We start from the raw sequence: 19,116 nt of genomic DNA on the forward strand, positions 1-19,116 counted from the left end.
GCGCAAAATAGCCGCCACCTTGATCAGGGTAGACACTTTCGCTTCCTGGATTTCGGCACGCATTAACTTGTGCCACGTCTGCCGGGATAACCCCGAACGTGTGGCAGCGTCTTTCATGCTGATATTTAAGGTTTTCATCCGACGTTGCACATAGCTTGCTAGATCTATTGCTGACATTTGGTCACCCCTCAATGACACTCAGAACCTTGGTATCAGTGTCACTATTTGGCAGGGGCGTAACAAGGTGGGAATTTCCACCCTTGACAGCATGAAGATACGTCTATAGGTGATTCAACAATTGGAGTAATCCAATTTTTCTCCGTATTTAGCAGAAATACCGGGTAAGTGATCGGGTAGGGTTAATGGTTGATAGCTGCAAGCTCCTTGACAATGCTACGAGAACCGTGTGTTTTCCTGAAGGCAAATCGCATATCGACGCCCGTTTAATTCCATTGGCTGCCGGGGAGATTGACATTGACGCCAGTGCCGCCCGCTTGACTGGGGCGCAGACCCGCATTCAGGTGATATGGTCGGTATTCCATCTGCTATTGGCGGTGGTGGGCGGAATGATGGGCGGTGTTATACTGTCTGTTAGGTATTATTGGCGGCAAAAGCAGCACCATTCGCCGCCGACGTTAAGGCTTATGCCTATTTTTGTGGGAGCAATCGGTGGCGTAAGCATTTATTTCCTGCTGCTAGGTCTGGTTCCAATGGAAATTTCGATTCCCACATGGTTGAAAACCTATCAGAGCAGTTTGGTGATTGCGTTGCTGGGCGGTAGTGGACTCGCGGTTATTACCCTGTTGTCAGGGCTTAGTGATAGTATGGAAAATAAATTGATAGAACCCATGCTGAGTAAAATACGGGAAAAGCGTTGTGCCGCTTTGGTGGATAAATTAAACCGCCTGTATGAGCAATACGATGTTGAAACGCATGTAGAGGAAAGAATACGCATGGAACGTATTATTGCCGAAACCGAAGCAAGCATAACAAAACTCCAAGGAGGCTCTCATGTTTAAAGCACTTATCCTGAGTCAGGTGGAAGGCAAAACCCACGCAGAAATCCGCCGCCTTAATGTTGACAATTTGCCTGAAGGCGAAGTCTTAGTCGACATTGCCTATTCATCGCTCAATTACAAAGATGGGCTGGCGGTCACGGGTACTGGCAAAATTATCCGCAACTTCCCGATGGTTCCGGGGATTGATTTTGCGGGGACAGTCGCCGAATCCGCATCCGACCGCTTCAAACCGGGTGATCAGGTGATCCTCACCGGCTGGGGGGTCGGCGAACACCACTGGGGTGGTTTTGCCCAGAAAGCGCGGGTCAAAGCCGATTGGTTAGTCCCCATGCCAGCGGGCTTGGATGCCAAACAAGCAATGATCATCGGCACCGCAGGCTTTACCGCCATGTTGTGTGTGATGGCGCTGGAAGAAGCGGGTGTAACCCCCGATTCCGGCAACCTGGTCGTCACGGGTGCAGCAGGCGGTGTGGGCAGCGTGTCGGTATTGCTGCTGTCACAACTCGGCTACGCGGTCACGGCGGTATCCGGTCGCCCGGAAACGCAAGATTTCCTGACGGGTTTGGGCGCAAAAGCCTTTATTTCACGCGAAGAAATGAGCCGACCGGCACATCCCTTAGAAAGCCAAAACTGGGCCGGTGCGGTGGATGTGGTCGGTGGCAACACCTTGGCACGGGTTTTGGCTGAAATGCAATACGGCGGCACGGTGGCGGCTTGCGGTTTAGCCGGAGGTTTTGAGCTGAACACCACAGTCATGCCGTTCATTTTACGCAATGTCGGCCTGCGCGGGGTGGATTCAGTGAGTTGCCCAGCAGAACGGCGGCTGCGTGCATGGGAACGCCTTGCTGCTGCCATGCCACCGAGTGCCTATGCCGAATTGGGTTGCGCGATTGCCTTGGAAGAAGTGCCGCAAGCCGCCAAAGACATTTTGGCAGGGCGCATTCAGGGGCGGCTATTGGTGAATTTGAACCTGTGATGCAACGGAGACACACCATGACGCCTGTTCAGCTTACCTTCGCACCACCGGCGTTGGCGTGCCGCGATGCCCTTTCTGCCGTCGTGCCAATCGGTGATACCTTGTGGGTTGCTAACGACGAAACCACCCATCTGGAACGCCTCACCTACCAAGGTGAAACACCGGATGGCAACCCGCATTATGCCGCCCACACCCGTATCAATTTGCACGATTATGTGAAACTGCCCGTCGCCATGGATGCCGATGACAACGAAGTCGATGTGGAAGGCTTGGCCTGTGCCGATGGTTATTTGTGGCTGGTTGGTTCGCACAGCCTTAAACGTAAACAGCCCAAATCCGGTAATGCCAGCAAAGGCATTGAGCGGCTGGCAACGCTGACTATACCTTACAGCGTCAAGACCTGAACATTTTTAAAGGTTTGAAAATTTGTTGTCATCAACTGGGTCAGTTCTTTCTTGTGATCGGTATCCAGCTTGTCGAGACAGTTGGTGATGGCCGCCTTGAAAGCGGGAAACTTATCATAGTATTTCGAGTACAAGCATTTTTTCTTGACGAACTTCCACAACCGTTCAATCAGATTGAGGTTGGGTGAATAGGTCGGTAAAAATAATAGTTCAATATTGAGCCTTTTCGCACAGGCAAACACGGCTTCACAGCGTTGATACTTGGCATTATCCAAGACCAAAGTGATCGGTATTTTGAGTGCTAACGCTGCAATTTTTTCCAATAATTCACACACGCTGTTAGCGTTGATATAGGAGTCGTTAGTGATCGTGATGAGTTGTAGCGTTATCGCATTGAGTGCGCCCAATACGTTGTAGCGTTGTCGACCACAGGGGGCTTTGATGAATACGCGGGAAAATGACCACAAAAACCCCAGAAACGGTGCTAACACGAAGTGGGCGGCATCGACAAAAAAAGGGCGCGTTTGCCCTCCTTAGCCTCCTGAATGCGCGGTTTTAGTTCATTTTCTAGGAACTTTTCTTGTGCTTCCACATCAGCTTTGGCGGGTATCATCCCCACTTTATGGATGTCCATCCCTATTTTCTTCATAAAGACACGTACCCTGTCCTCACTGCGTTTGATGCCTGTCAGCTCCTCAATCTTAGCGGCTGCCGCCTTGCTGGTTGCGGGGGGATATTCACGAAAATAGGCTTCAATCTTGTCTTTATATGCCATCAAATCACTCTGTGGTTTATTGAATCGTATTTCTTTAAGAGCTTCTAAACCGTTAGGTTGTAGGTAGGCGTTTAGGTAGGCAAGCAGCGTGGCTTCTGTAATCCTTTCCAATCGTTTGATTTCCTTATGCGTCAACTGTTGGGATTTCAGGTACAGCACGGACATTTTCTTACGGACTCTGGGATGAGGATGGCGCTCCTTCCAGTAGAACAGCTCCGCTATCTCATCCTCAGTGAAAGTGATTTTTAATGTCATACATTACTCATGGCTGCTTTTGTTACCAGTCATCTAACCATATTTCCTTGATCAAAAAAACTATTTTATGGCACGGACTGGTATACTGACGCTAACCGTTACTTGTTAGCGCGTATCCCATGGGTGCAAGAAAATGGGAACACCACCTTGCAAGCACCTGCTGCACAATTACCGATCCACAAAGACGGTAATGCGCTGCTGGATGCGTTGCACGATGACCCGCACCTCGGCGCATTCCTGCGTATTCCCGGTAAGGATAACGGTTTCGACATCGAAGGGCTGGCCGTGGTGGGTCAGCGCGTGTTTCTCGGTTTGCGCGGCCCTGTGTTGCGTGGTTGGGCGGTGATTCTGGAATTGGCGGTGGAAGCCGATAATGATGCGCCCTCTACCTTGCAGCTTGTCAAGATAGGTAAAGGCAAGCGCCCTTACCGCAAGCATTTTCTGCCACTCAATGGTTTAGGGGTGCGGGATTTGTGCGTACAGGGCAATGATTTGCTGATTCTGGCAGGGCCAACCATGAGTATTGACGGGCCGGTGCGGGTCTACCGTTGGTTAGGTGGGGCAAACCCGAATGCTGACAGCCTAGTCACAACAGAAGCCTCACAGATTGTGACTGAAATCCCCCACGGTCACGGCGATGACCATGCCGAAGGCATGTGTTTGTGGCAGCAGGCGGATGGGCAGGATGCACTGTTGATTGTGTATGACAATGCGGCACAAGCGCGGAAGCGGGGCAAAGACGGTGTATTAGCCGATCTTTTCCTAATCACAAGCGGTTGAACGTTTTATAGTCACACACTTGCAAGTCAAGCAAACCCATTCCAATATACACATATTACGTGTACACGGAGACTGTGCCATGAATATCACTCTGTCTGTTGACGACACGCTTGTGACAGAAGCCCGTCGGGTTGCTACGACGATGGGCAAAAGCCTGAATCAGATTATCCGCGAATATCTGGAACACTTAACCCGCCAGCAAAAAACCGAGGCTGATTTCGATGAATTCGCCGCGTTGTGTGGGCAGGGTAACTCGCACGGCTGGAGATTCAATCGGGATGAATTGCATGAAAGAACGTAGCTTTCTCGATACCAATATCCTGCTCTACACCGATGACAGCAAAGAGCCGGAGAAGCAGGCGCAAGCCCTCGCCCTGTTGAAATCCGGCTGGCAAACCGGCAATGCGGTTATTTCCACGCAGGTGTTGCAGGAATATTTTGCCGCTGCCACACGCAAACTGTCAGTACCTGTAGAAACCGCCCGTCGCAAGATCGAATTGCTCAGTGCGCGTGCGGATGTGTTTAGTATTGCACCTGACGATATTGTGCAAGCGATTGATTTGCATCGCCTACACAACTTTTCATTTTGGGATTCACTGATTGTACGCATGGCGCAGAAAAGTGCTTGTACCGTGCTGTTGTCGGAAGACATGCAGGATGGGCGGGTGATCGGTAATGTGCGGATTGTGAATCCGTTTGCTTGACGCACTCAATACAACATCCCAAACAACCACAACGGAATCCGCCTGCCATCGCCGATGACCACATCATCGACCACCGCATAGCCTTCTGGGTGCTGGGCAAGCTGCTTGAGGGTTTTGCCAGCACCGCCGATCTCAAACACCCAACGTTCATCCACCACAAAATCACCCTTGTCGTGGTAATGCACCTGATGCTGGTAACTCAGTTGTGAAACAAAAAAACTTTCACGGAGCGAGCCGACATTGGGGCTGGCACACAGCGCGTAAAACAGGTTGGTGTTATCCAGCAATAGCTTGTCCGGCTTGTTGACGGTGCGCATCCCGCTGCCACCACGCACAATATGCACCAGACTGCCCGCGCTCATGCTGTCGAGATAACGCGAAAGCGTCGGCCAGGATGTACCCACCCCCGCGCTCAGTTTGGAAATGTTCAACTCCACCGGGTCAGTGCTGCACAGCATGTACAGCAGCTTTTTCAGCTTATCCCGTTTGTCGGGGGCGATGCTGTAGAGGCTGGCAAGGTCGGAATCAATCGTCAGGTTGATCACTTCCAGCAGCTTGCTGGTGTAATTGTCCAGCGATTCGCGGTAGAACGGGTAAGCACCGTAACGCAGGTATTTCTTGAACTGTTCAATCGGGCGCAGCGTTTGCATGACGTTTGCCGCCAAGTTGGCGTGATTGGCGAGGATGTCGGGCAGGGCATAAGCCGTGAACTGTTGCCCGGTTTCGATTTCCATGAATTCACGCAATGACAGTACCGGCAGCTCATGTACCACCGCACGCCGCGACAAATCCGCCAGTTCGTGTTCTAGCCGCAACGCCGACGAGCCGGAAAAGATCACCTGCAAATCAAAGGTATCGCGGATCGCCTTGAGGTGAACGGCAAAGCCCTTGCTCTTGTGGATTTCGTCGATCAGCAGCAGTTGCCCGCCTTCTTGGTAAAAGGTTTGCGCCAAGGCATACAAATCCACATCCACCATCGCCGGGTGGTCGCAGGCAATGTACAGGATGCGCGAGGCTTCCAAGCCGCAGCTTTGCGCGTGTTGCAGCAGCACGGTGGTCTTGCCACAACCGCGTGCGCCCTTGATGCCGATCAGTTGCTCGCCGAAGTCGATGCGAGTGTGCAGGAAACGGCGGTATTCGGGTTGCCGTCGGGCAAGGATTAAGGCGGATGTCTGACGGAGGATGGGGGAAATCATCGTCTGTTAAACCTGTTTTAGTGAAAGGTAACTTTAGTCTAAAGTCTAGTTTAGAGCAAAATGCAGAAGTTATCATTCACAAGCTAATATGTACTAATCGTGTAAGCAGTTCACATCAAGGAGGCGTTATGAGCGTAATCACCGTCAGATTGCCAGAAGATACCCACCAACGGGTCACAAGTTTGGTGGTGTGATGTGCTGTTTCACTCCGAACTTCCCCCCATCCCCAACCCCTTCCCCCGCAAGGGGTGAAGGGGCTAAGAAGTACATTTTGTCAGCGTGAATTGCATGGTCAGATAAAGTTACTGACACTGATAAAATGGAAAAAGAAAACAATAAAATTCACCGCGATCTTGCCAGAAATCTGCGCAAGAACATGACATTGCCAGAACAGCAGTTATGGAAAGCCTTGAGGAAATGCCAACTAAACGGCTATCGTTTTCGCCGCCAAATGGTGCTGGGGCGTTATATCGCTGATTTTGTTTGCTTGGAGGCACGGTTAGTGATTGAACTGGATGGTAATCATCATGGCGAGCAACAAGGTTACGACCGCGAACGCGACAACTGGATGCAGCAACAACAGTTTCAAGTACTGCGCTTTTGGAATCACGAAATACTGAATCACCAAGAAGCCGTTTTACAACAAATCCGCCAAGCCTTACAACGCAGTCACCACGCCTCTTAGCCCCTTCACCCCTTGCGGGGGAAGGGGTTGGGGATGGGGGGAAGTTCGGAGTGAAAGGGGAGACAGAGGGGATTTTCTTCGATTAGCCGGACAAAATCGCCGATAAACGGTATTATCAAGCCCATTGTAAAGTGAACAGGGCTTGCTCACATGACCAGGGTTTTCATCAGTTACAGCCACGATTCGGACGAGCACCACGAGTTTGTGCGCGGCATATCCGACCGTTTGCGTAAGGAAGGGCTGGATTGTCTGATTGACCTGTATGTGAACGGTTTTCCACCCGAAGGCTGGCAATGCTGGATGGAAAACCAGATCGAAGCGGCTGATTTTGTGCTGCTGGTTTGCACCGAAACCTATCTGCGGCGCTATCGCAAGCAGGAAACGGAGGGTGGACGTGGCGTGACGTTTGAAGGCGTGGTCATCTCGCAAACGCTTTACGACCACTATTACCGCAACACCAAGTTCATCCCGCTAATTCCGACGCATGGCAGTCTGGAGCATGTACCGCTAACACTGAAACCTTATTCGACGTATTGCCTGCCCAGTGATTACGACAAGTTGTACCGTGTGCTGACGGGGCAGGCTGAATACATTGCGCCGCCGTTGGGAGAAATCCGTTCCATGCCAGCGGCGAATGGATATGCGCCAACCTCCATCCACTCCGACCGCCTCCCCACCGTCAAAGGCGGTTTCTTCGGACGCACCGCCGAACTGCAACTCCTCACCAACGCATGGGCAAACACCACCACCCGCATCGTCCAATTCATCGCCCCCGGCGGCACAGGCAAAACCAAATTGCTGCGCTACTGGCTCGACCACACCGCCGACATTCCGGTGCTGATTGCATGGTCGTTCTATTCGCAAGGGTCATCTGAGGACAAGCAGACTTCCGCCACGCCGTTTTTCAGCCATGCGTTTGCCAAGCTGGGTTCGACCCGCGAACGGTTTGCGTCGGAGGAGGACAAGGGCGATCACCTTGCAGAGTTGCTGCACGGCAAACGCTACGTGCTGGTATTGGACGGTCTGGAGCCGCTGCAACACGGTGGTGCGGCAATGCGCGGCGAACTCAAGGACAAAGCCATCCGCCAGTTGCTGCGCCAGCTTGCCCGCCATCCGTGCGGCTTGTGCATTATCACCACGCGGATTGCGCTGCATGAGCTCAGTGACCGGGATCCGCCCACCGTCATCCGCCACGATTTGCAAAACCTGACAGCGGCGGATGGCATCCAGTTGCTGCAATCGCTGGGGGTAAAGGGCAGCGTGGCGGAACTGGGCAAGGCGGTGCGCGAATACGGCGGTCATGCGCTGGCGTTGCGTTTGCTGGGGAATGTGTTGCGGCTGCGGCATCAGGGCGATGTACGCAAGCGCGACACGCTCAAGGCATTGGTCAAACCCACGGGCAACCGCGACAGCCGCCACGCCTTCAAGGTGATGCAGGCTTACGCGGAATGGTTGGCGGGCGAGCCGGAACTGGCATTGCTGCACTTGTTGGGGCTGTTCGACCACCCCATCGGGCAAGAGGTGCTGCACATGCTGTGGGATGCGCAAATTCCGCACCTGACCGCAGGCATTGATGAAGACGAATGGTTGGAAGCCATCGCCAGTTTGCGCGAAGAACACCACCTGTTGTCGCAGCATGACGACGGTGGCGACCTCGACTGCCACCCGCTGATCCGCGAATACTTCGGCGGGCAACTGCAAACCCAGCAGCCGCAAGCGTGGCAGCAGGCGCATGAACGGCTGTACGGCTACTACAAAGCCCTGCCGGAGAAGGAGTTACCCGATACGCTGGAAGAAATGCAGCCGTTGTTTAGTGCGGTGGCGCATGGGTGTGCGGCGGGGTTGCACGAACATGTATTGGATGAGATTTATTGGCCTCGTATTCAACGTGAGAGGCGTATTTACCTTTATAGAAAGTTGTGGGCATTTAGTGATGATTTAGCTGTACTCGCTAATTTTTTCAAACAAACTTGGCATGATCTTAAAGTTCCATTAAGTAGTTTTTGGTACGCACCTATTTTGCACTTCTCTGCTTTTAATTTAACAGCGATAGGGCGACTAAAAGAAGCAATAGTGCCTCAACAAAAAAGTGCACACGCCTTTTACAAGGAAAAGCGTTGGCTCGAAGCATCTGAGGCATTTACAAATTTAAGTGGTTTGCAACTATCTATGGGCTTAATCGAGGTGTCAATAGAAGAGGCTAGGAAGGGGGTTGTTTGTTCAGTGAGGGCAAAATCAAAGAATAAACAAACGACTGCGTTAGTTGAGCTTGCTTATATTTTACATCAAGCAGGTAATTTCGCAAAGGCTCTTGAATTATTTGAGAAAGCGGAAAAACTTAATCAGGAGGTTCACCCGGAAGAGATTTGCTTAAATTCAGTATTTGGTTACTTTTACGTTAGTTTGGTTATTGATTGCTCAGATTCTTCAAGTCTATTAGACAAAATGCTAGCCACTTTGGAAATGGTTGAAAATAGAGAATGGCTATTAGGAGTAGCTCATCATCACTTGGCAATTGGGTGTGTTTATGTTAATAAAAATGAATTTTTCCAAGGATTAATATACTTAAATAAAGCAGTGAGTGGGCTTCGTTTAACCGGAAGTCACTTACATTTACCTCGTGGTTTGCTCGCCCGCGCTGCGCTGCACCGCCACACCCGCGACTTCGCCCGCGCCCGGCAGGACTTGCAGGAAGTGTTCGACATCGCCGACGGCAGCGGGATGCGGCTGCATTTGACGGATTATCATTTGGAGATGGCGCGGTTGTTGGTGGCGGAAGAGAAAGAGGGCGTATGCAATACGCCCCTACAGGGAACGGCAGACGTAGGGGCGTATTGCATACGCCCTCTTCAATACCACATCACGGAAGCCGAACGTTTGATCGCGGCAACCGGCTACCACCGCCGCGACCAAGAACTGCTGGAGCTACAAGCCGCCCTCGCTTAATACACCAACTCCGCCCAACGCCCATCCGCCACCAGCCGGTTCTTCAACGCCTGCCAGTTCGCCGCCGAACCCGCCAGTTCGCCCATCACCTTATCCAGCACCGCCACCTGTTTCTTCAACCCGGCAAGGTAAACGTAAGTGTTCGGCATCTGCATCAGCACCCAGGTTTTCGCGCCGTTTTCCGCCAGACTCTTGCCCAGATTGCCGGACGCATCGCGCCACGCCTGCGGGTCAATCGCCTGATACGCCTCAAAGGTTGCCTGATCGTAATAGTTGGTAATGTCGTTGTTCTGGTCGTTCATGTACAACGCATCCAGCCCACTTTTCGCGCCATAGAACAAGCGCACTTGCCCACGCCAGCCCTGTTCCTGCGCGTATACTGACTTGATCAAAGTACGGAAAGGCGCAATCCCAGTCCCTGTCCCAATCATCAACAAGTTGCTGGTGTTATCCGCTGGCACTTTGAACGCTGCCTTGTAAGGCCCTGTCAGGGTAATCTGCTTGCCCGGTGCAGCATCACACAGGTAGTGCGAAGCAATGCCGGGGTATTCTTCACCCGACACCTCGTCGATATAGGAACAACGCCGCACCAGAATCTCGATGTCCGAGCCTTCGCCATGCGGCTGTGCCGCTAACACGCTGTAATAGCGATGATGGAAGCGGTTGCCAAACGGATGCTTGCCTTCCACCAGCACGCCGATATTCTGCCCCGGCATCGCCCTGAACGCCGGGTCATGGATGGTCAACACCATCTCACGCACCTCATCCGTTTTGGTATCGGTAATGCGCTTGCTGGAGCGAACGATCGCGTCGCAGGTATTGCTGTAAGTCTGTTCGTTGGTATCAGTCATAAAATCCTCTCTCTTCAATGTTCGTGTTTGTCGCGGTTCTTGCACGCCTTCTTGCCACTGCACCCGCACGACGACCCGCAGCCGCCGCCTTCTTCGCGTGGCGGGCCAAATTCCGGGTGGCGCAAGGCAAATTCCTTCACGATGCGTTGCACCACAATCCACGCGCCGAACAACACCGGAATCACCAGCATTGCAATCAGATAATCCCGCATCATTCCGCTCCCAGTCCTGCAAATCCCATAAACGCCAGCGACAACAAGCCGCCCAGAATCAGGCTCAATGCCGCCCCTTGGGTCACGCTCGGCAACTTCGCCAAATCCAGCCGCTCACGCAGCCCCGCCATCAGCAGCAAGGCCAGAATGAACCCCGCGCCCGCGCCCAGCGCATACGCCAGCGACTGCATGAAGTTGTATTCCTTGAATGTCTGGAACAACGCCAGCCCCAGAATCGCGCAGTTGGTGGTAATCAGCGGCAAATAAATCCCCAGCGACCGGAACAGTGCTGGGCTGAGTTTTTTCAAGGTCATTTCCACCAATTGCACGGCGGACGCAATCACCACGATGTAGCTGATCAGGCGCAAATATTCGATATTGAACGCCACCAGCAATTCATTGAGGAAATACGCACACACCGAACTCACCAGCATCACGAACGAGGTTGCCAGACCCATCGGCACTGCCGTATTCAGCTTGCCGGACACACCCAGAAACGGGCAAAGCCCTAAAAACATCGCCAGCACAAAGTTATTCGCCAAAAAAGCGTTGAAAAAGATAAAGGTAATGCTGTCGGTACTACCCATGCGTGACACCCTCCGCCAAAGATTGTTTGCGTGTTTTCAGCCATTCAAAGAACAGCAACCAGCCGCCCAGCACCAAAAAGCCGCCCGGTGGCAATACCATCACCACCCACGGCTGGAACTGTTCACTAAACAGCGGCAAACCGAACAGCGAACCACTGCCCAGGATTTCGCGCACTACGCCCAAGCACAGCAAAGCCAGCGTGAAACCCAACCCCATGCCCGCCGCGTTCACCATCGACTTCAGCGGTTTGTTGCGTGACGCACAGGCTTCCGCCCGCCCCAGAATAATGCAGTTCACCACAATCAACTGGATGAACGCCCCCAGCGCGTTGTAAACCTCCTGACTCAATGCCTGCATGGTGTAATCCACGATGGTCACGAAGGTGGAAATGATCACAATGTAAGTGGCAATGCGCACTTCCGACGGAATCAGGTTGCGGAACAACGACACCAGCAAACTCGATGCCACCAGCACGAACGCGGTTGCCAAGCCCATTGCCAGCGCATTGATCGCCGAGTTGGTGACAGCCAGCACCGGACACATTCCCAGCATCATCACGAACACCGGGTTTTCGCGCCAAATGCCTTCGAGGAAAGTATCGACCGTAATCCGGTCATCCTGTTTGATCAGGCTCATGGTTGCGCTCCTTCGATTTGCGGCAATAGCGGTACGACCTTGGGCAGCACGTCTTGCGCACTGTTATTCAAACCCTTGGCAATCGCCTTGGAGGAAATGGTCGCGCCACTAATCGCGTCGATTTCCCACGGATTCTGTTTCGCGCCGTGCTTGACCGCGACAATCGCGTTTGCCAGCGCATCGCCCGCCGCATTCACCTTGGCTTCCAGCTTGTCGAAATTGGCAACGAAGTGTTTGTCAGTAATCACCTTGTCACCCAGCCCCGGCGTTTCGGTTTGCTTGATGACCTTGATGCCGGTAATGCACTCGCATTGCGGGTTATAAGCGTACTCAACAGTCATAAGTTCTCCCCATTCCCCCAAGCAGCACGAAATCCCTTAGAGTAGGCGTTACCAGCGACCTATTATCCAAGGGACATCATGCTAGTTGATCTATACCAGAGCCTTCACCACTTTAAAAGTGAATTTTCGCGCCAGCGAGCATGGCTATTGTTTTGCGCCATCATCCTGAGCTTTTTAGCGGCGACCGAGATGAGCGGGGTCACGTCGATGTGCCGTTACTGGTTATCGGATGAACGGGGCTACCATCGGTTGCTCCATTTTTTTCGTGCCGGGTCTTACCATCCTGAGCGGTTACGGGCGAGCTGGCAGCGGTGGGTGTTGTCCCATGCACCGCTGGTTGAGGTGGCGGGGCGTTTAGTGGTGCTGGGCGACCATACCCATGTGGTTAAGGATGGTGGGCGGATGCCGGGGGTCGTTTCCTTGCGGGAAACCTCGGAAACCCAAAGCAAACCGGACTATTTCCGGGGGCAGTGTTGGGGAGCCGTGGGGTTGTTGGTGGGGAGCCTGTCCGCCTGTTTCTGCCTGCCGCTGAGTTTGCAAATCCATCAGGGGTTTCGGCATTTGGGGGAAGAGGATGCTAACGACCCGACACTCAAACTGGGGACACGAAATGCACAGGGTCACTTCACGGAAAAAATCAGCATGGTCAAAGGCTTCCCACAACACCAGCTTCATCCCGTACTGGCGTTGCCGCCCACGCCTTCCCGGCGGTTTGGGTGGCGCAGGGAAGTAGGCCACATAGTTCTTTTTAGCGCGGGTGATGACCTGCACCAGTGGTTGTTGTAACGCCACCGACCAAACCGAGCGTGCCAGCCGGAACACCGAAGCCGTGGCAAAGAACGCATCCAGCACCAGCCACACCGGGCGGTCATTCACCTGCGCAAACGACAACGCCATCTGCACCACCCGTGTCCCCAGTTTGAGTGTCGGGTCGTTAGCATCCTCTTCCCCCAAATGCCGGAAGCCCTGATGGATCTGCAAACTCAGCGGCAGGCAGAAACAAGCGGACAGGCTCCCCACCAACAAACCCACAGCGCCCCAACACTGCCCCCGGAAGTAGTCCGGTTTGCTTTGGGTTTCCGAGGTTTCTCGCAACGACACCACACCCGGCATCCGCCCACCATCCTTGACGACATGGGTATGGTCGCCCAGCACCACCAAACGCCCCGCCACCTGGGACAACACCCACCGCTGCCAGCTCGCCCGTAACCGCTCAGGATGGTAAGACCCGGCACGAAAAAAAATGGAGCAACCGATGGTAGCCCCGTTCATCCGATAGCCAGTAACGGCACATCGACGTGACCCCGCTCATCTCGGTCGCCGCTAAAAAGCTCAGGATGATGGCGCAAAACAATAGCCATGCTCGCTGGCGCGAAAATTCACTTTTAAAGTGGTGAAGGCTCTGGTACAAATCAACTAGCATGATGTCCCTTGGATAATAGGTCGCTGGTAACGCCTACTCTAAGGGATTTCGTGCTGCTTGGGGGAATGGGGAGAACTTATGACTGTTGAGTAGCATGATGTCCCTTGGATAATAGGTCGCTGGTAACGCCTACTCTAAGGGATTTCGTGCTGCTTGGGGGAATGGGGAGAACTTATGACTGTTGAGGTCTTTTTAGATAGCCAGAACCTTCCCCTGCACCTGCGTATACGGCAATACCTCAAACGCGCTGCGCCGCTGTGCTTCCAGCCCGCCATACACCAGCGTCATGCCTGCTACCCGCTCCCCCAAGGCTGCTTGTACCCGCATGGCAGGTTGCATGGCATCGCTGGCAACCGTTTGCGCCGCCTTGATTTCCAGCAAGTGTAGCTTGTCGCCGCTTTCCAGCAGCAGGTCAGCTTCGTTGCCCCTGACATCACGGTAAAAATGCAGGTGGGGTTTGGTGCCGACATTGTGCAGGGTTTTCAGCACTTCCAAAATCACCAAATTTTCAAACAGGTTGCCGCGCAACGGGTGTGTCGGCAGGTAAGACGGCTGGGTAATGCCCATCAGCCATGCCGCCAGCCCGACATCGTAAAAATACAATTTGGGCGTTTTGGTCAGACGCTTGCCGATATTGGCAAACCATGGCGGCAGGCGGAAGACGATGTATACCTTACAGCGTCAAGACCTGAACATTTTTAAAGGTTTGAAAATTTGTTGTCATCAACTGGGTCAGTTCTTTCTTGTGATCGGTATCCAGCTTGTCGAGACAGTTGGTGATGGCCTCCTTGAAAGCGGGAAACTTATCATAGTATTTCGAGTACAAGCATTTTTTCTTGACGAACTTCCACAACCGTTCAATCAGATTGAGGTTGGGTGAATAGGTCGGTAAAAATAATAGTTCAATATTGAGCCTTTTCGCACAGGCAAACACGGCTTCACAGCGTTGATACTTGGCATTATCCAAGACCAAAGTGATCGGTATTTTGAGTGCTAACGCTGCAATTTTTTCCAATAATTCACACACGCTGTTAGCGTTGATATAGGAGTCGTTAGTGATCGTGATGAGTTGTAGCGTTATCGCATTGAGTGCGCCCAATACGTTGTAGCGTTGTCGACCACAGGGGGCTTTGATGAATACGCGGGAAAATGACCACAAAAACCCCAGAAACGGTGCTAACACGAAGTGGGCGGCATCGACAAAAAAAGGGCGCGTTTGCCCTCCTTAGCCTCCTGAATGCGCGGTTTTAGTTCATTTTCCAGGAACTTTTCTTGTGCTTCCACATCAGCTTTGGCGGGTATCATCCCCACTTTATGGATGTCCATCCCTATTTTCTTCATAAAGACACGTACCCTGTCCTCACTGCGTTTGATGCCTGTCAGCTCCTCAATCTTAGCGGCTGCCGCCTTGCTGGTTGCGGGGGGATATTCACGAAAATAGGCTTCAATCTTGTCTTTATATGCCATCAAATCACTCTGTGGTTTATTGAATCGTATTTCTTTAAGAGCTTCTAAACCGTTAGGTTGTAGGTAGGCGTTTAGGTAGGCAAGCAGCGTGGCTTCTGTAATCCTTTCCAATCGTTTGATTTCCTTATGCGTCAACTGTTGGGATTTCAGGTACAGCACGGACATTTTCTTACGGACTCTGGGATGAGGATGGCGCTCCTTCCAGTAGAACAGCTCCGCTATCTCATCCTCAGTGAAAGTGATTTTTAATGTCATACATTACTCATGGCTGCTTTTGTTACCAGTCATCTAACCATATTTCCTTGATCAAAAAAAACTATTTTATGGCACGGACTGGTATAGGAGGCTTCCAAGAGGGTCAGCCATTCCTGTACCGTGTGTGCGGATACCCCCACATCCGCCCCCAGACTTTGCAGGTTTACCAGTTGCCCGACCCGCCCAGCCACCAGCCGCACAAACTTTTCAAACAGGTGCAGGTTGCGCAATTGCACCAACTCGCGCAAATCGCGCTGCACATAAGTCTCGAAGTAATCCCCCAAGGCTACCGCCGGGTCGAGTTGCTGGGCATGAATGCGTGGATAGCCGCCCTGATACAAAAAGCTGTCAATCGACGGGCTTGCCAAGACTGGCAGCAATTCAGCCATCGACAAGGGCAGCAATTTCAGCAGGGCAGTCCGCCCCGCCAGCGACTGCGAAATGTGGCGACTGAGTTCAAACTGATGGCTGCCCGTGAGGATAAATTGCCCCTGCGTATTTTTTTCATCCACTGCCACTTGAATCCACGACAATAACTCCGGGACTCGCTGGATTTCATCAATCACCGCCCCGTCGGTAAATTGCCCCAAAAAGCCACGCGGGTCGGTGCGGGCAAAATCGCGGGTATCCGGGCGTTCCAAATTGGCGTAAGGCTTGTCGGGGAAGGCTTCCCGGCACAAGGTGGTTTTTCCTGACTGGCGTGGCCCTGTGACGGTCACGACTGGCCATTGGGAAGAACGTGCCAGCAACGTTGGCAGCATGTGGCGTGCAATCATGGCAACCCCTGTAAAATCGGAAGTAGGACTTCATTTTTTCACATTGCCTGTGGTTAAGCCAGCCTGTCGTGTTGGTATTTATTGGCTGTTTGTGCAGGAATAAATAAAAAGATAGGCTATTTATCTTTTTAGATAGTAAATTTGGCTTGTAACTGGCGTGGCAAAAATGAATTTTGAGTTTTATCATATATTTTTCAAAAGGTTAATTTGCTTTATTTGTGGCTGGCATACCCCTTGCAATACTTGCAGCGTAAGCAACGACAAGCAAGGAAAACACCATGAGCACTACCACCACTCCCTACGAAGTCCTCCACGAAGCTGGTCACGCGCCCGTTAAGGCGTGGACAAAAGGCGTTCCCTTTGACGACAACTCCAAAAAGCAATTGCTGAACATTGCGCAGATGCCGTTTATTCACCAATGGGTGGCGGCGATGCCGGATGTGCATCTGGGGAAAGGTGCAACCATTGGCAGCGTGATTCCGACCGTGGAGGCGATTATTCCGGCGGCGGTGGGCGTGGATTTGGGTTGCGGGATGATGGCGGCGAAAACCACCTTGACCGCAGCCGACTTGCCCGATTCCTTGGAGGCGATGCGTAGCCAGATTGAACGTCGTGTGCCGCACGGGCGCAGCCTTACCCGTGGTCAGCGCGATACCGGTGGCTGGGGTGATCCGCCAGACGATGTGCTGGAAAAATGGCTGGCGTTGAGTGCGGGTTTCCAGCGTTTGTGCGAGAAGCACCCGTTCCTGAAAGTAGCCCGCATTTCCGCGACTACGTGGAGGCGGTGGCCTGGGCGCAGGATTTTGCGCAAGCCAACCGCGAGGTGATGATGGCGCGTACTTTGCAGGCGATCCGCGAGGTGTTGCCGATCCCGTTCACGGCGGACGTGGAGGCGGTGAATTGCCACCACAACTACATCAGCCGCGAACACCATTACGGCAAGGACGTGTGGGTGACGCGCAAAGGCGCGGTGAGTGCGCAAAAAGGTCAGCTTGGGATTATTCCGGGCAGCATGGGGGCGAAATCCTTCATCGTGCGCGGGTTGGGTAATGCCGAAAGTTTTTGCAGTTGCAGCCACGGCGCGGGGCGCGTGATGTCGCGAACTGAAGCCAAACGCCGCGTGTCGCTGGAGGAGCATAAACGTGCCGTCGCGGGGGTGGAATGCCGCGTGGATGAGGCGGTGATTGATGAAACGCCGTCGGCTTACAAGCCGATTGATAAGGTGATGGCGGCGCAGAGTGATTTGGTGGAAGTGCTGCATACTCTGAAGCAGGTGGTGTGTGTGAAGGGGTAACCAATGATGACAAAGAAAAATGAGGCATCCACATGATTAAAATTGAAATATTGTCAGCTAGAGACCCACAATGGGCTAGCGAGGATTGCAGCGCAATAGACTGCTGGGTCAGAACTAATACGCTAATTGAGGAGGTTCCCTTTACGGCGTCTAAGGAACTGTCCCGAAATAACTTCCCGAAATCAGGGGGACTGAGGGGTAGCGGTGTAGTTCCATTTTGGCAGGAAATCATCGAACTGGATGGTCATGTTATCCTTAAACGCTTGGGTATACTTGCGCCCGGTTTCAAAAACTTTACTGATGATGCGGACAGCGACCTTCAAGCCAGTGGTGGTTTCCGTTTTTGCCATGTAGTGTTTGGCGGTTTCGACCGTTTCCAACGGCACACCCCGGCAGGCACGGGTCACATGGGGGAACAGTCGGTGTTCAATCGGGTTGTATTTGGAGCAATAGGGCGGGTAGTGGGCGATGCGTATTGTCAGGTTCAGGCTGTCCGCCAATGCCTGCAAGTCTTGCTTGAACAGGTACGCAGAGGAACTGTTGCTGCCACCACCGTCACATAAGACCAACAGCTCGTCAGCTTCGGGGTAGTTGGGTTTCCCTTGCTCACGCCACCATAAGCCAAGGCTTTCGCAGGCAAACTCGGTGGTGTCGTGGCTGGTGTTCAGGTGCAGTGCCGCTTCGTTGCGGGCAAGGTCGTAGATGCCGTGGGGGATCACCTGACCATTGCCATAGCTGGGGAAGTCATGGTCATTGACCTCCGTGGGTTCGACGGCATCCGTTACCCCTTCACGGTAAAAGTTGCCCAGCAGTTCCTTCTTTTTGGTGTCAATGCTGATCACGGGTTTGCCTGCTTGCAGGTAGGTTTGTTTGAGTTGGGCAATCTTTTCAAACTGGGCATTACGGTCAGCGTGTTGCCCCATGGTGCGTTTCTTCTGGGGCTTGCGGCGGCGGTAGCCGTGCTCCCGTAATAGGCGCGACACCACGTTTTTCCCAGCCGATGTCCCCAATGCCTGCATCCGCCGGGCAATCTGCCGACGTGACAGGTTCGTCCATTTCACCGCCTCCCGCATGGGGTCGCCTGCCGTATGATCCTTTAAAACTTGGCGAAAATGCTCATCCAATTGCAGGTGCGTAGCGTTCAGCCGTTTGCGCCCGCCCCTTTTTTTCGCTGCCTTACGGTGGGCAAGCCATCTTCCGATTCCAACTCCGTCAACCCGTGGCGGATGGTTTTGGGGTCACAGTCCAATAACCGGGAAATGTAGTCCTGCCCCCCGTGCCCAAGCCGGACGGCTTCCACGGCGGCGTAGCGGCGGCGGTCACGCTCATTGAGCGATTGGTAGAACCGCTGCATTTGTTTTTCTATGGCTGATGGGTAAACATCCATTGGCTCATCCTCGGTGTTGATTGGCATTACAAGGGGCTATCTTCCCCCTTTCGCTGTTAGCAGAAAAGAGGGAAGTTATTTCGGGACAGTTCCTTAGCTATATTGCTATCGTCTACGTAGAGGGAACCATGAGGAATAGTGTGCAA

Annotated in this window: 20 protein-coding genes and 3 pseudogenes; 9 read left to right on the top strand and 14 right to left on the bottom strand. The window is 52.9% G+C overall.

What is annotated here, in order from left to right; translation table 11 throughout:
- The first annotated feature begins 362 nt into the window (after window positions 1–362).
- From QJT81_20315 to QJT81_20325, 3 genes are read left to right on the top strand one after another with little or no spacing between them, the layout of a single operon-like run.
- Entirely contained in the window at window positions 363–1,019 is a 657-nt protein-coding gene (locus QJT81_20315) for a hypothetical protein (GenBank protein WGZ94105.1), read from the top strand.
- Complete coding sequence (locus QJT81_20320; GenBank protein ID WGZ94106.1) at window positions 1,012–1,995, top strand: MDR family oxidoreductase; 984 nt, start codon at window positions 1,012–1,014, stop codon at window positions 1,993–1,995. The genes QJT81_20315 and QJT81_20320 overlap by 8 nt, the downstream gene beginning before the upstream one ends.
- A 17-nt stretch (window positions 1,996–2,012) precedes the next feature.
- Window positions 2,013–2,399, top strand: a complete 387-nt coding sequence (locus tag QJT81_20325; GenBank protein ID WGZ94107.1) for a DUF3616 domain-containing protein — start codon at window positions 2,013–2,015, stop codon at window positions 2,397–2,399.
- Here the strand turns inward: QJT81_20325 and QJT81_20330 are convergent.
- A pseudogene (locus QJT81_20330) lies at window positions 2,381–3,429 on the bottom strand (IS630 family transposase). The gene QJT81_20325 and the pseudogene QJT81_20330 overlap by 19 nt on opposite strands.
- Before the next feature lie 102 nt (window positions 3,430–3,531).
- Between QJT81_20330 and QJT81_20335 the strand changes: the two are divergent.
- From QJT81_20335 to QJT81_20345, 3 genes are all read left to right on the top strand, one after another.
- Window positions 3,532–4,209: a DUF3616 domain-containing protein gene (locus QJT81_20335; GenBank protein WGZ94108.1), complete on the top strand. Its 678-nt coding sequence runs from the start codon at window positions 3,532–3,534 to the stop codon at window positions 4,207–4,209.
- A gap of 79 nt (window positions 4,210–4,288) precedes the next feature.
- Window positions 4,289–4,510, top strand: a complete 222-nt coding sequence (locus QJT81_20340) for a hypothetical protein (protein WGZ94109.1) — start codon at window positions 4,289–4,291, stop codon at window positions 4,508–4,510.
- Window positions 4,497–4,913, top strand: coding sequence for a PIN domain-containing protein (locus QJT81_20345; GenBank protein ID WGZ94110.1), 417 nt, complete (start codon window positions 4,497–4,499; stop codon window positions 4,911–4,913). Before QJT81_20340 ends, QJT81_20345 begins: the two co-directional genes overlap by 14 nt.
- A 5-nt stretch (window positions 4,914–4,918) precedes the next feature.
- Here QJT81_20345 and QJT81_20350 read toward each other — a convergent pair whose 3' ends face one another.
- Complete coding sequence (locus tag QJT81_20350; GenBank protein ID WGZ94111.1) at window positions 4,919–6,109, bottom strand: AAA family ATPase; 1,191 nt, start codon at window positions 6,107–6,109, stop codon at window positions 4,919–4,921.
- Window positions 6,110–6,428: 319 nt separating this feature from the next.
- On the opposite strand from QJT81_20350, the gene QJT81_20355 reads away from it, so the two are divergent.
- Window positions 6,429–6,794: a DUF559 domain-containing protein gene (locus QJT81_20355; protein ID WGZ94112.1), complete on the top strand. Its 366-nt coding sequence runs from the start codon at window positions 6,429–6,431 to the stop codon at window positions 6,792–6,794.
- A gap of 150 nt (window positions 6,795–6,944) precedes the next feature.
- Window positions 6,945–9,740 carry a TIR domain-containing protein gene (locus QJT81_20360; protein ID WGZ94113.1) on the top strand — a complete coding sequence of 932 codons (2,796 nt, stop codon included), beginning with the start codon at window positions 6,945–6,947 and terminating at the stop codon, window positions 9,738–9,740.
- Here QJT81_20360 and QJT81_20365 read toward each other — a convergent pair.
- From QJT81_20365 to QJT81_20410, 10 genes and pseudogenes are all read right to left on the bottom strand, one after another.
- Window positions 9,737–10,591 carry an oxidoreductase gene (locus tag QJT81_20365; GenBank protein WGZ94114.1) on the bottom strand — a complete coding sequence of 285 codons (855 nt, stop codon included), beginning with the start codon at window positions 10,589–10,591 and terminating at the stop codon, window positions 9,737–9,739. The genes QJT81_20360 and QJT81_20365 overlap by 4 nt on opposite strands.
- Before the next feature lie 14 nt (window positions 10,592–10,605).
- Window positions 10,606–10,806: a chemotaxis protein gene (locus tag QJT81_20370; protein ID WGZ94115.1), complete on the bottom strand. Its 201-nt coding sequence runs from the start codon at window positions 10,804–10,806 to the stop codon at window positions 10,606–10,608.
- Entirely contained in the window at window positions 10,803–11,390 is a 588-nt protein-coding gene (locus QJT81_20375; GenBank protein WGZ94116.1) for an RnfABCDGE type electron transport complex subunit A, read from the bottom strand. Before QJT81_20375 ends, QJT81_20370 begins: the two co-directional genes overlap by 4 nt.
- Window positions 11,383–12,027 carry an electron transport complex subunit E gene (locus QJT81_20380; GenBank protein ID WGZ94117.1) on the bottom strand — a complete coding sequence of 215 codons (645 nt, stop codon included), beginning with the start codon at window positions 12,025–12,027 and terminating at the stop codon, window positions 11,383–11,385. The genes QJT81_20375 and QJT81_20380 overlap by 8 nt, the downstream gene beginning before the upstream one ends.
- A complete protein-coding gene (locus tag QJT81_20385) occupies window positions 12,024–12,368 on the bottom strand; it encodes an FMN-binding protein (protein ID WGZ94118.1) in 345 nt (114 codons plus the stop codon). Before QJT81_20385 ends, QJT81_20380 begins: the two co-directional genes overlap by 4 nt.
- 354 nt (window positions 12,369–12,722) lie before the next feature.
- Window positions 12,723–13,640, bottom strand: coding sequence for a transposase (locus QJT81_20390; GenBank protein WGZ94119.1), 918 nt, complete (start codon window positions 13,638–13,640; stop codon window positions 12,723–12,725).
- Window positions 13,582–13,791 carry a hypothetical protein gene (locus tag QJT81_20395; GenBank protein ID WGZ94120.1) on the bottom strand — a complete coding sequence of 70 codons (210 nt, stop codon included), beginning with the start codon at window positions 13,789–13,791 and terminating at the stop codon, window positions 13,582–13,584. Before QJT81_20395 ends, QJT81_20390 begins: the two co-directional genes overlap by 59 nt.
- Before the next feature lie 192 nt (window positions 13,792–13,983).
- A complete protein-coding gene (locus tag QJT81_20400) occupies window positions 13,984–14,412 on the bottom strand; it encodes a DUF4143 domain-containing protein (GenBank protein ID WGZ96519.1) in 429 nt (142 codons plus the stop codon).
- A 52-nt stretch (window positions 14,413–14,464) separates the two neighbouring features.
- Window positions 14,465–15,513: pseudogene (locus QJT81_20405) on the bottom strand (IS630 family transposase).
- A 29-nt stretch (window positions 15,514–15,542) separates the two neighbouring features.
- Window positions 15,543–16,289, bottom strand: coding sequence for an ATP-binding protein (locus QJT81_20410; GenBank protein ID WGZ94121.1), 747 nt, complete (start codon window positions 16,287–16,289; stop codon window positions 15,543–15,545).
- Window positions 16,290–16,567: 278 nt separating this feature from the next.
- On the opposite strand from QJT81_20410, the pseudogene QJT81_20415 reads away from it, so the two are divergent.
- Window positions 16,568–17,583 (top strand): annotated as a pseudogene (locus tag QJT81_20415) (RtcB family protein).
- A 182-nt stretch (window positions 17,584–17,765) separates the two neighbouring features.
- Here QJT81_20415 and QJT81_20420 read toward each other — a convergent pair.
- Together QJT81_20420 and QJT81_20425 are read right to left on the bottom strand one after the other, a co-directional pair.
- Complete coding sequence (locus QJT81_20420) at window positions 17,766–18,707, bottom strand: ISAzo13 family transposase (protein WGZ94122.1); 942 nt, start codon at window positions 18,705–18,707, stop codon at window positions 17,766–17,768.
- A 17-nt stretch (window positions 18,708–18,724) separates the two neighbouring features.
- Window positions 18,725–18,997 (bottom strand): hypothetical protein, encoded by a 273-nt coding sequence (locus tag QJT81_20425; GenBank protein ID WGZ94123.1) that lies wholly within the window; start codon window positions 18,995–18,997, stop codon window positions 18,725–18,727.
- Between the last annotated feature and the right edge of the window lie 119 nt (window positions 18,998–19,116).

Origin of the sequence: Candidatus Thiothrix putei, assembly GCA_029972225.1 — a bacterium.
In the GTDB taxonomy this organism is placed as follows: Bacteria; Pseudomonadota; Gammaproteobacteria; order Thiotrichales; family Thiotrichaceae; genus Thiothrix; species Thiothrix putei.